The organism is Teichococcus rhizosphaerae (assembly GCF_002631185.1).
In the GTDB taxonomy this organism is placed as follows: Bacteria; Pseudomonadota; Alphaproteobacteria; order Acetobacterales; family Acetobacteraceae; genus Pseudoroseomonas; species Pseudoroseomonas rhizosphaerae.
Genome location: NZ_PDNU01000028.1, coordinates 76,619 through 88,475, shown reverse-complemented (window position 1 = coordinate 88,475; position 11,857 = coordinate 76,619). Strand labels below are relative to the sequence as shown.

The window sequence follows — 11,857 nt, the reverse complement described above, 5'->3', positions numbered from 1 at the left end:
CAGCGCGTGGGTGGCGCCGGACAGCGTGCCGTGGATGAACCGCGCGGGCGGCATGGCGGGGTCCCGCGCCACGGCGTGCAGCATGCTCAGCAGCGGCGTCTGCCCCACCCCGCCGCTGAGCAGGACGATGGGCCGCTGCGGCCGCTCGGGCAGGAAGAACTCCCCGGCCGGGGCCGCCACCTTCAGGCGCGTGCCGGGCTGCGCCGTGTCGTGCAGCCAGTTGGAGGCCAGCCCGCGCGGCTCGCGCTTCACGCTGATGCGGTAGCGGGCGCCGCCGGGCGCGGAGGAGATGCTGTAGTTCCGCTTCAGCGGCGGCCCGCCGGGCAGGTCCAGCCAGAAGGTCAGGTACTGGCCGGGGCGGTGGCGCAGCAACGCGCCGCCATCGGCGGGCGCCAGGGTGAGGGAGGTGATGACCTCGCTTTCCCGCCGCTTCTCCGCCACCACGAAGTCCCGCCAGCCATTCCAGCCACCGGGCGCCGCCGCGTGCTCGGCATAGATCTGCCCTTCCCGCCCGATCAGCAGGTCGGCCAGGAACCAGTAGGCCTCGCCCCAGGCGGCCAGGATCTCGGGCGTCGCGGCCTCGCCCAGCGTGTCCCGGATGGCGCCGAGCAGCGCGTCGGCGACATGGGGGTAGTGCTCGGGCAGGATGTTCAGCCCCACATGCTTCTGCGCGATGCGCTCCACGGCGCCGGCGAGCACGCCGAGATTGTCGATGTTCTGCGCATAGGCCAGCACCGCGCCCGCCAGGGCCTTGGGCTGCGAGCCCGTCTCGCCATGGTGGGACTGGTTGAAGAGGTCGCGGATGGAGGCGTTCTGGAACAGGCGCTCATACATGCGCCGGGTGAGCGCGAGGCCGTGGACCTCCAGCGCCGGGACCGTGGCCTTCACCACCGCGATGGTCTGTTCGCTGAGCGGGCGGGGCATGGCGACTCCATAAGGTTTATTTCTTGTGCTCCTTATGAAGTTCTGGAAGAAAGATGTAAAGATGCTACATCTTTGCCATGCGGCTGACGCTCTACACGGACTATGCGCTGCGGACCCTGATCTATCTCGGCCTGCGGCCCGGACGGCGCGTCTCCATCCGGGAGATCGCGGCGGCGTACCGCATCTCGGAGAACCATCTGGTGAAGGTGGTGCACCATCTGGGCCAGGGCGGCTTCATCGAGACCAGCCGGGGCAAGGGGGGCGGCCTGCGCCTGGCCCGCGCGCCGGAGGAGATCGGCGTGGGCGAGGTGGTGCGCTTCACCGAGGAGGACATGGCGCTGGTCGCCTGCTTCCAGCCCGGCAACAGGGGCGGCGGGGACGCCGCCGGGGAGGGCTCCGGTGGTGGCATGGAAGGTGGCATTGGCAGCGGCATCGGGGGCCGTGCCTGCCTGCTGGCCAATGCCTGCCAGGCGCAGCTGGTGCTCGGCGAGGCGCTCGCCGCCTTCATGGCCGTGCTGGATGGCCGGACGCTGCGGGATTTGCTGGGCGGGCCGCGCCGCGCGGTGATGGCGGCGCGGCTCGGCATCGAGGCCGCCGCGGGCGAGAGGGCGGAGGCGGTGGCGGACTAGCCGCCCCGCCTCAGCGCGCCTCCAGGATGCGCAGGCTTCCCATCGGCTGGGCCGGCGCCAGGAGTTCCACCGCGTGCCCGGCCAGCAGATCGGCCAGCACCTTCAGCGGCCCGCCATGCGCCACCACCACGCAGTTCTTCCGCGGCGCGGCCGCCCGGAGATCGGCGTGGAAGGCGCGCAGTCGCGCCACCAGCGCCGCGCCGCTCTCGCCGCCCGGCGGCGCGAAGCCCCAAGGGTCGGCGGCCCATGCGTCGAGGGCGGCGCGGGGCACGTCGTTCCACGCCCGGCCCTCCCACTCGCCGAAATCCAGCTCCAGCAGCCGCGCATCCTCGGTGATGAGGGCGCCTTCCGCCAGGGCGCCTGCCAGGGCGCGGCAGCGCTGGGCGGGGCTGCACAGCCAGCGCGCCGGGCCGAAGCCGGACAGCGCCGCGCGCAGCGGCGCCGCATCCGCCCCACGCCGGGGCGGCGGGTCCAGCCGGCCATAGCAGAGGCCGGGCGGCAGGTCGGTGGGCAGGTGGCGCACCAGGGCGACACGCATGGCCGCGCTACCGCCGCAGGCCGCCGCCCGCGCCACGGGAGCCCGGGCAAGGGCCATGGCGCGGGCCGGCAAGGGGCGGGGCGGGCGGCGCGGCGGAAGGGAGCATGACGGGAATCCGGAAGGGCGGACGCGCCGCAGTAACAGCCCCGTGCGCGCGCAAACAAGCCATGGCCGGTTTCCCGGGCGCCGCGGCGGGGGCAGGATCGTGGCTCCTTCACCGCCCACCCTCCCCGGAGGCCCCGCCGCCCGATGCCCGAGCTGACCGCCCCTCCCCTGGAAACCCCTCCGCTGGACACCCTGCTGGAGCCCCTCCTGGCCGCCGCCCGCCGGCACGAGACGCCCTGCGGCGAGGGCCGCATGGTCTGGCACGAATGGGGGGAAGGGCGGGCGGGGGAGGCGCCGGTGGTGCTGCTGCATGGCGGCTCCGGCTCCTGGCGCCACTGGGCGCGCAACATCCCGGCCCTGGCGGCGCGCCAACGGGTGCTGGCCGCCGACCTGCCGGGCCTCGGCGAGTCGGACATGCCGCCCCGGACGGATTCGCCCGATGCCATCGCCGCCATCGTCGCCGCCGGGGCGGAGGCGCTGCTGGGCGGCGCGCGCTACCGGCTGGTGGGCTTCTCCTTCGGCGCCATGATCGGCGGACATGTGGCGCGGCAGGTGCCGGAGCGGCTGGCGAGCTTCACGCTGGTGGGCGCCGGCGCCATGGGCCTGCGCCGCCGCCCGACGCCCATGCAGCCGGTGCGCAGCCTGGAGGGCCCGGCGCGGGAGGCGGCCAACCGGGCCAACCTGGCCGCGCTGATGCTCGCCCATCCCGGCAGCATCGACGCCACGGCCCTGGCCCTGCAGGACTGGCATGTGCGGCATGCCCGGCTGCGCAGCCGCCCCTTCTCCGGCACCACCGCCCTGCGCGACGCGTTGCAGGGCCTGCCCGTTCCGCTGAGCGGGATCTGGGGGGAACTGGACAGCACCGCCACGCCCTGGCTGCAGGACCGGCTCGACCTGCTGCGCGCCCTGCAGTCCGATGTGGCGCTGGCCGTGGTGCCGGATGCCGGCCACTGGGTGATGTGGGAAGCCCCCGATGCCTTCAACGCGGCCCTGCTGGAGGTGTGGGGCGCGCGCTGCTCGACGGGGGACGGCAGGCCCTGAAACCCGGCGGCGGGTTCCCCTTTAAGAAAGGGAACCCTCCGCTTCCAAGGATGATGCCGTGTTCCTCGCTCCCTTCAGGCGCATCGACCCCCTCGATTCCCGGCCCTCCGCCCGGTTGGGGCCGGCGGAGGCGGAACGGCAGGCCAATCTGCTGCGCGTGCCGCGCGAGGAGCCGCCAGGGCGCCCCGCCCCGGCGCCACCGGGCCGGGCGGGCGGAAGCACGGCCCGGCGCTGACGGGCCGGCCGGGAAGGGACGCCGCCGCGCGCCACCTTCCCGGCCACGCGGCGCGGTGCCGCTTATGGGGGCAGCACGCCGGCGAGGTCCATGCTGCCCTCCAGCCGCGCCACCAGCGCGCTGAGGCGCGGGCGCGCCTCCTGCAGCAGGTATTCCGGGCTGACCAGGAAGGAGGGCGCGCCGCAATTCACCACCATGGGCGGCAGCCCGCCGCCGGGGTGGAAGCCCAGCGCGATGGCGTTCACATCCGCCTGCCAGTCGCCGAAGGAGCAGCAGCAGCCATAGTCGCGCTGCTCGGCCAGGGCGCGCTCCACCGTGGCGCGCAGCCTTTCCTCGTCCGGCGCGCGGATCTGCCGCAGCACCGCCTCGCGCTCGGCGGGGTGGCAGGCGGCGAGCCAGGCGCGGCCCATGGCGCTGTTCACCAGCGAGATGCGCGAGCCCGCCTCCAGGTTCACCGCGATGGCCGCATCGCCCCGCGCCAGCTCCAGATACACCACGCCCAGCCGGTCCCGCGTGCCGAGCGCCACCACGCTGTGCGTCTCGGTGGCGAGCTGCTGCAGCAGCGGCCGCGCCACCCGGCGGATGTCGAGCCCGCCCAGCATGGCGCTGCCCAGCGCCAGCACCGCCGTGCCCAGCCGGTAGCGGCCAAGCTCCGGCACGTAGTGCAGGTAGCCGAGCTGGGTCAGCGTGTGCGTCAGGCGGGACACGGTGGAGCGCGGCAGGCCGCAGCGCGCCGCGATCTCCTGGTTGCCCAGCAGCGACTCGCCCCGGCGGAAGCAGCCCAGCACCTCCAGCCCGCGCGCCAGGGCGGTGACGAAGTCCCGGTCCTGTTCGGGCGGGGCGCCCGGCTGGCCGGGGGCGGGAATGGCGCGGCGACGGGACATGGGCATCCTTGGAAACGAACAGGCCCCGGCGGGCCGGGAAAACGGTCAAGCCGCGCTTGACGGGCGGAGCGGATTGCGCGACCCAATAGCACAAAGCTGCGGAATTCAATTCCGCTATGCAGAATTAATCAGGCCGCAGCCAGGGGGAAGATGCCGATGACCGAGCCCGTATCCTATCAGGTGGAAGACGGCATCGCCGTCATCATGGTGCAGAGCCCGCCGGTGAACGCCCTTTCCGCCGCCGTGCGCGGCGGGTTGAAGGATGCCGCCGAGCGCGCGGCCGCCGACCCGGCGGTGGCAGGCATCGTGCTCGGCGGGCGCGGCTCCACCTTCATCGCGGGGGCCGACATCACCGAGTTCGGCAAGCCGCCCGTGCCGCCCAGCCTGAACGAGGTGATCGCCGCGCTGGAAGCCTGCCCGAAGCCCGTCGTGGCCGCCATCCATGGCGCGGCGCTGGGCGGCGGGCTGGAGGTGGCGCTGGGCTGCGATTCGCGCATCGTCGGCCCGCGCGCGCAGCTCGGCCTGCCGGAGGTGAAGCTCGGCATCCTGCCCGGCGCCGGCGGCACGCAGCGTACGCCGCGGCTGATCGGCGCCGACAAGGCGGTGGCCATCGCCGCCTCGGGCGAGAAGGTTTCCGCGAAGGACGCCGTTTCCATGGGCTTGGCCGACGCGCTGGAGGAGGGCGACCTGATCGCCGCCGCCAAGGCGAAGGTGCGGGCGCTGGCCGCCGCCCCCCTGCCGCCGCGCCTGAACGTGCGGAACGGCCGCCTGACCGCCCCCGGCGCGCGCGAGGCCTTCGAGGAGGCGGCGAGGAAGCTGGCCAAGCGCGCGGCGGAGGAGCCGCAGGTGGCGGCCATCGTGCAGTCCGTGCGCAACGCCTTCGAGATGCCGCTGGAGCAGGGGCTGGCGGGCGAGCGCGCCTTCTTCACCACGCTGCGCGACGACCCGCGCAGCCTGGCGCTGCGGCATGTGTTCTTCGCCGAGCGTGCCGCCGGGCACGTCCCCGGCCTGCCGCGCGGCACGCAGGGGCGCCGGGTGGCGCGCGTCGCGGTGCTCGGCGCCGGCACCATGGGCGGCGGCATCTCCATGGCCTTCGCCAATGCCGGCATCCCGGTGACCATGATCGAGACCGAGGACGCGGCGCTGGAGCGCGGGCTGAAGCGGATCGACGGCATCTACGCCACCTCGGTCAAGCGCGGCAGCCTGACGGCCGAGGCGCACGCCAAGCGCATGGGGCTGATCGAGGGCAGGGTGGGGCTGGAGGCCGCCGCCGGCGCCGACCTGGTGGTGGAGGCGGTGTTCGAGGACCTGGCGCTGAAGAAGGAGGTGTTCGGCAGGCTGGACACCATCGCGCCCGGCGCCATCCTCGCCAGCAACACCTCCTATCTCGACATTGACGCCATGGCGGCCGCCACCTCCCGCCCGCAGGACGTGCTGGGGATGCACTTCTTCTCCCCCGCCAACGTCATGAAGCTGCTGGAGGTGGTGCGCGCGGAGAAGACCTCGCCCGAGGCGCTGGCGACGGCGGTCGAGGTCGGCAAGAAGCTGGGCAAGGTGCCGGTGGTGGTGGGCGTCTGCCACGGCTTCGTCGGCAACCGGATGCTGGCGCGCCGCACCCAGCAGGCCGAGCGCCTGCTGCAGGAAGGCGCGACGCCGGCCCAGGTGGACAAGGCGCTGACCGATTTCGGCTTCCGCATGGGTCCCTTCGCCATGGGCGACCTCGCCGGGCTCGACATCGGCTGGCGCATCCGCAAGGCCACGGGCGGCAGCGCCCCGGTGGCGGACGCGCTGTGCGAGGCAGGCCGCCTCGGCCAGAAGACCGCCAAGGGCTATTACGACTACCCCGAGGGCGCGCGCGAGGGCGTGGAATCGGCCGAGGTGCGGGGCATCATCGAGGGCGTCTCCCAGAAGCTCGGCATCACGCGGCGCGAGATCGGCCAGCAGGAGATCACCGAGCGGCTGATCTTCCCGATGATCAACGAGGGCGCGCGCATCCTGGAGGAGGGCATCGCCGCCCGGCCGGGCGACATCGACGTGGTCTGGCTCTATGGCTACAACTGGCCGGCCTGGCGCGGCGGCCCGATGCACCACGCGGACGCGCTGGGCCTCGCCCATGTGGCCGAGCGCCTCTCGGCCTATGCCGCGCAGACTGGCGACGACAGCCTGAAGCCCGCGCCGCTGCTGGCGCGGCTGGCGGCGGAAGGCCAGGGCTTCGCCACGCTGGCGGCCGGGGCGAAGGCCGCCTGAGCACCCGCCGCCCGAGCCCTTCGCCGATGACCCGCCCCCGCCACCCCTGGGAGGCGTCCTACCCCGCCCAGGGGCGGTGGGACGCGCCCATCGCCACCGGCACGCTGCCCGCCCTGCTGGACGAGGCGGCGGCGCGCTGGGGCGCCCGCCCGGCGCTGCGCTACCGCGAGGCCACGCTGTCCTTCGAGGGGCTGCGCGCGCTGGCGGACCGCGTGGCGGCGGGGCTGATGGCGGAAGGGCTGCGGCCGGGGGATTCGGTGGCGCTCTACCTGCCCAACACGCCCTGGCACCCGGCCTGCTTCTTCGGCGTGCTGCGGGCGGGGGGGCGGGTGGTGCATCTCTCGCCGCTCGACGCGCCGCGCGAGCTGCTGCACAAGCTGCATGACAGCGGCGCCCGCTGGCTCATCACCACCGATTTCCCGACGCTGCTGCCCAACGCGCTGCGGCTGCTGCGGGAAGGGGCGGTGGAGCGCGCCTTTCTGGCGCCGGAAGCCGAGTGGGGCGGCGGCGCCGCGCCCGCCCAGCCCGATTTCGTGCCGCTGCCCCTTCCCCTGGCCGGCGCGCCGCCTTCCTGGCCGGCGCTGGCGGAGGAGGATGTGGCGCTGCTGCAATACACCGGCGGCACCACCGGCCTGCCCAGGGGCGCGATGCTGACGCACCGCAACCTGACCGCCGCCGTCTCCATCTACCGCGCCTGGCGCGACGAGGACACGCTGGAGCCCGGCGCGCAGCGCGTGCTGGGCGTGCTGCCGCTGTTCCACATCTACATGCTGTCCGCCGTGCTGCTGCGCCACCTGGCCGATGGCAACGAGCAGGTCCTGCTGCCGCGCTTCGATGCCGCGCAGGTGGCGGAGACGATCGAGCGCGAGCGCGTCACCGTCTTTCCCGCCGTGCCGACCATGCTGATCGGGCTGCTGAACCTGCCGGGCATCGAGGGGCGGGACCTGTCCTCGCTGCGGCAGTGCTCCTCGGGCGGGGCGCCGATGCCCTTCGAGGTGCAGGGCAGGCTGGAGGCGCTGCTCGGCCTGCGCATCGGCGGCGGCTGGGGCATGACGGAAACCGGCCCGGCCGGCACCCGCATGCCCTTCCACGGGCCGAGGCGGCCGGGCATGATCGGCCTGCCGCTGCCGGGCGTGGAGATGCGCGTGGTGGCGCTGGACGACGCCCGCCAGCCCCTTCCCCCCGGCGCGCATGGCGAGATCGCCATCCGCGGCCCCAACGTCTTCGGCGGCTACTGGAACCGGCCGGAGGAAAGCGCCGCCTGCTTCGCCGATGGCTGGCTCCTCACCGGCGACCTCGGCTGGATGGACGAGGCCGGCTACTTCACGCTGGTGGACCGGCGGAAGAACATGATCATCTCCTCCGGCTTCAACGTCTATCCGGGGGCGGTCGAGCAGGCCATCTACGAGCACCCGGATGTCGAGGAATGCCTCGTCATCGGCGTTGCGGACCCGTATCGTGGCCAGGCCGCCAAGGCCTTCGTCAAGCTGCGCGACATGGCGCCGGTATTGACGCTGGACACGCTGAAAGCCTTCCTGGCCGACCGCATCGGCCGCCACGAGATGCCCGCCGCGCTGGAGCTGCGGGCGGCCCTGCCGCGCAGCCCGGCCGGCAAGCTGCTGGCCTCCCGCCTGCGCGAGGAGGAAGCCGCGCACGACATGACAAGCAAGGAAAAGCCTCTATGAGGGAAGCCGTCATCGTCTCCACCGCCCGCACGCCGATCGGCCGCGCGGCGCGGGGCAGCCTGAACATCACCCATGGCGCCGAGATGGCGGCGCACGCCATCTCCCACGCCCTGTCGCGCGCTGGCGTGGAGCCGGAGGCGGTGGAGGAGGTGACCATGGGCTGCGGCTACCCCGAGGGCGCCACGGGCGGCAACATCGCCCGCGCCGGGCTGCTGCGCGCCGGCCTGCCGGTGGACACCGCCGCCATGGTGGTCAGCCGCTTCTGCGCCTCGGGGCTCGATGCCATCGCCTCCGCCGCGCGGCGGGTGATGGTGGACGGCGTCGACGTGGCCGTGGCCGGCGGGCTGGAATCGATCAGCCTGACCGTGCCCAAGGTGGACCGCGCCGCCGCGCGCAACGCCTGGCTGGCCGAGCACCGCCCGCATCTCTACGACAGCATGATCGAGACGGCCGACCTGGTCGCCGAGCGCTACGGCGTCTCGCGCGAGGCGCAGGACGAGTTCGCGCTGCTCAGCCAGCAGCGCACCGCCATCGCCCAGCAATCCGGCGTGTTCGACAACGAGATCGCGCCGATGGAGGTGACCTATGCCGTCACCGACAAGGCGACGGGCGAGGTCAGCAGGAAGACCAAGGTCTTCGACCGCGACGAGGGCAACCGCCCCGACACCACGCTGGAGGGCCTGGCCAAGCTGAAGCCGGTGCGCGAGGGCCAGTTCATCACCGCCGGCAACGCCAGCCAGCTCTCGGACGGCGCCAGCGCCTGCGTGGTGATGTCGGCCCAGGAGGCGGCGCGGCGCGGCCTCACGCCGCTCGGCATCTTCCGCGGCTTCGCCAGCGCCGCCTGCGAGCCGGAGGAGATGGGCATCGGCCCGGTCTTCGCCGTGCCGCGCCTGCTCAAGCGCCAGGGGCTGACGGTGGACGACATCGACCTGTGGGAGCTGAACGAGGCCTTCGCCTCGCAGTCCATCTATTGCCGCGACCAGCTCGGCATCCCGCAGGAGAAGCTGAACGTGAACGGTGGCGCCATCTCCATCGGCCACCCCTTCGGCATGAGCGGCGCGCGGCTCGTCGGCCACGCGCTGCTGGAAGGCAAGCGGCGGGGCGCCAAGCGCGCCATCGTCACCATGTGCGTGGCCACCGGCATGGGTGCCGCCGGCCTGTTCGAGATCTGCTGAAGGGGGACGCCAGCATGGAACTCCGCTACACGCCCGAGGAAATCGCCTTCCGCGACGAGCTGCGCGCGACCTTCCGCAGCAAGATCCCGGCCGAGATCCGCCGGAAGGTGAGCGAGGGCCGCCACCTTTCGCGCGACGAGATCGCAGAGGCCCACCGCATCCTGCACGCCGAGGGGCTGGCCACGCCCAACTGGCCGGTGGAATGGGGCGGCAAGGACTGGACCCCCGTGCAGCGCTACATCTACACGGAGGAGGTGCAGTTCAACGCGGTGCCGATGCCGCTCTCCTTCAACGTGGCCATGGTCGGGCCGGTCATCGCCAACTTCGCCAGCGAGGAGCAGAAGAGGAAGTTCCTGCCCCCCACGGCCAGCCTCGACATCTGGTGGGCGCAGGGCTTCTCCGAGCCCGGCTCCGGCTCCGACCTCGCCAGCCTCAAGACCACCGCGAAGCGCGAGGGCGACCACTACGTCGTCAACGGCCAGAAGACCTGGACCACGCTCGGCCAGCACGCCGACTGGATCTTCCTGCTGGTCCGCACCGATCCCGCCGCGCAGAAGAAGCAGCAGGGCATCTCCTTCCTGCTCGTCGACATGAAGACGCCGGGCATCACCGTGCGGCCGATCATCACCATCGACGGCGCGCACGAGGTGAACGAGGTCTTCTTCGACGACGTGAAGGTGCCCGTCGAGAATCTCGTCGGCCAGGAGAACAAGGGCTGGGACTACGCCAAGTTCCTGCTCTCCAACGAGCGCACCAACATCGCCCGCGTCGGCTTCTCCAAGGAGAAGCTGGCGCTGGTCAAGGCGCGCGCCAGGGAAACGCCGGCGGGCGAGGGCACGCTGTGGGACGATGTGGGCTTCCGCCACCGCGTCGCCATGGCCGAGATCGAGCTGAAGGCGCTGGAGATCACCCAGATGCGCGCGGTCGCCGCGCAGCGCCACCGCGCCGCCGACAAGCCGGACCCGACCTCCTCGATCCTCAAGATCAAGGGCTCCGAGATCCAGCAGATGGCCACCGAGCTGATGATGACGGTGGCCGGCCCCTACGCCGCCGCCATGCCGGGGCATTCGCACAACGAGCCGCCCGTGGGGCCGGACTGGGCGGATGCGGTGGCGCCGCAGTTCTTCAACTACCGCAAGGTGTCGATCTACGGCGGCTCCAACGAGATCCAGCGCAACATCATCGCCAAGGCCTTCCTCGGTCTCTGAAACCGGGCCTCTGAGATAGGAGAGAGAGTGTGGATTTCGACCTGACCGAGGAACAGCGCCTGCTCAAGGAAAGCGTCGACCGGCTGATGGCCGACGCCTATGGCGATTTCGAGAAGCGCCGGCAGCACCAGGACAACCCGCAGGGCTACAGCCCGAAGCTGTGGGCGCAATACGCCGAGATGGGCCTGCTCGGCCTGCCCTTTTCCGAGGCGGAGGGCGGCTTCGGTGGCGGCGCCGTCGAGACCATGACGGTGATGGAGGCCATCGGCCGCGGGCTGGCGGTGGAGCCCTACCTCGCCACGGTGGTGCTGGGCGGCGGCTTCCTGCGGCTCGGCGGCAGCGAGGCGCAGCGCGCGGCGCTGATCCCGGCCATCGCCGAGGGCAGCACGACGCTGGCCTTCGCCCAGATCGAGCGGCAGTCGCGCGACGACCTGTTCGACGTCGCCACCACCGCGCGCCGCACCGAGGGCGGCTGGGTGCTGGACGGCGCCAAGAGTCTGGTGCTGCACGGCGACAGCGCGCAGCACATCATCGTCTCCGCCCGCACCTCGGGCCAGCGGCGGGACCGCCACGGCATCTCCCTGTTCCTGGTGCCGGCCGACGCGCAGGGCCTTTCACGCCGCGGCTACCCGACGCAGGACGGGCTGCGCGCGGCCGAGCTGCTGCTGGAGGGCGTCACCGTGCCGGCCGACGCGCTGCTCGGCGCCGAGGGCGAGGGGCTGGCGCTGATGGAGCGCGTGGTGGACATCGCGCTCGCCGCGCTCTGCGCCGAGGCGGTGGGCGCCATGGAGGCGCTGCACGAGCTGACGCTGGACTACCTGAAGCAGCGCAAGCAGTTCGGCGTCACCATCGGCAGCTTCCAGGCGGTGCAGCACCGCGCGGCGGACATGCTGGTGGCGCTGGAGCAGGCGCGCTCCATGTCGATGTACGCGGCGATGATGGCGGAGCACCCGGACCCGGCGGTGCGCCGCCCGGCCATCGCCGCCGCCAAGGCGCTGGTGAACCGCTCGGCCGACCTGGTGGGCCGCGAGGCGATCCAGCTCCACGGCGGCATCGCCATGACCATGGAGTACAAGGCCGGCCACTACTTCAAGCGGCTGACCATGCTGGTGAGCCAGTTCGGCGAGACCGAGACGCACCTGCATGTGGTGGCCGCCGCCGGCGGCCTCAGCGAGGCCGCCTGACA

10 protein-coding genes are annotated in these 11,857 nt (G+C 72.9%); 7 read left to right on the top strand and 3 right to left on the bottom strand.

Features of this window, described 5'->3' with window-relative positions; genetic code table 11:
- The coding region (hmpA, locus tag CR162_RS14390) for an NO-inducible flavohemoprotein (protein ID WP_099096226.1) at positions 1 to 924 on the bottom strand (924 nt) is incomplete at its 3' end.
- 77 nt (positions 925 to 1,001) lie between these two features.
- On the opposite strand from hmpA, the gene CR162_RS14385 reads away from it, so the two are divergent.
- Positions 1,002 to 1,553, top strand: a complete 552-nt coding sequence (locus CR162_RS14385; RefSeq protein ID WP_099096225.1) for an RrF2 family transcriptional regulator — start codon at positions 1,002 to 1,004, stop codon at positions 1,551 to 1,553.
- Positions 1,554 to 1,563: 10 nt separating this feature from the next.
- On the opposite strand, the gene CR162_RS14380 is transcribed toward CR162_RS14385, so the two are convergent.
- Positions 1,564 to 2,091, bottom strand: a complete 528-nt coding sequence (locus CR162_RS14380) for a histidine phosphatase family protein (protein ID WP_245870371.1) — start codon at positions 2,089 to 2,091, stop codon at positions 1,564 to 1,566.
- A 249-nt stretch (positions 2,092 to 2,340) separates the two neighbouring features.
- Between CR162_RS14380 and CR162_RS14375 the strand changes: the two genes are divergently transcribed.
- A complete protein-coding gene (locus CR162_RS14375) occupies positions 2,341 to 3,237 on the top strand; it encodes an alpha/beta fold hydrolase (RefSeq protein ID WP_099096224.1) in 897 nt (298 codons plus the stop codon).
- Between the two features lie 297 nt (positions 3,238 to 3,534).
- Here the strand turns inward: CR162_RS14375 and CR162_RS14370 are convergent, their stop codons facing one another.
- Positions 3,535 to 4,356, bottom strand: coding sequence for an IclR family transcriptional regulator (locus CR162_RS14370; RefSeq protein WP_099096223.1), 822 nt, complete (start codon positions 4,354 to 4,356; stop codon positions 3,535 to 3,537).
- Positions 4,357 to 4,512: 156 nt separating this feature from the next.
- Between CR162_RS14370 and CR162_RS14365 the strand changes: the two genes are divergently transcribed.
- The 5 genes from CR162_RS14365 to CR162_RS14345 are packed head-to-tail and all read left to right on the top strand — an operon-like array spanning position 4,513 to position 11,855.
- Entirely contained in the window at positions 4,513 to 6,603 is a 2,091-nt protein-coding gene (locus CR162_RS14365; RefSeq protein WP_099096222.1) for a 3-hydroxyacyl-CoA dehydrogenase NAD-binding domain-containing protein, read from the top strand.
- Positions 6,604 to 6,629: 26 nt separating this feature from the next.
- The gene (locus CR162_RS14360; protein ID WP_099096221.1) at positions 6,630 to 8,288 is read left to right on the top strand and encodes an AMP-binding protein; all 1,659 of its coding nucleotides are present in this window, start codon (positions 6,630 to 6,632) and stop codon (positions 8,286 to 8,288) included.
- The gene (locus CR162_RS14355; RefSeq protein ID WP_099096220.1) at positions 8,285 to 9,463 is read left to right on the top strand and encodes an acetyl-CoA C-acyltransferase; all 1,179 of its coding nucleotides are present in this window, start codon (positions 8,285 to 8,287) and stop codon (positions 9,461 to 9,463) included. The genes CR162_RS14360 and CR162_RS14355 overlap by 4 nt, the downstream gene beginning before the upstream one ends.
- Before the next feature lie 14 nt (positions 9,464 to 9,477).
- Positions 9,478 to 10,671: an acyl-CoA dehydrogenase family protein gene (locus CR162_RS14350; protein WP_099096219.1), complete on the top strand. Its 1,194-nt coding sequence runs from the start codon at positions 9,478 to 9,480 to the stop codon at positions 10,669 to 10,671.
- Between the two features lie 29 nt (positions 10,672 to 10,700).
- Complete coding sequence (locus tag CR162_RS14345) at positions 10,701 to 11,855, top strand: acyl-CoA dehydrogenase family protein (RefSeq protein ID WP_099096218.1); 1,155 nt, start codon at positions 10,701 to 10,703, stop codon at positions 11,853 to 11,855.
- Positions 11,856 to 11,857 lie beyond the last annotated feature (2 nt).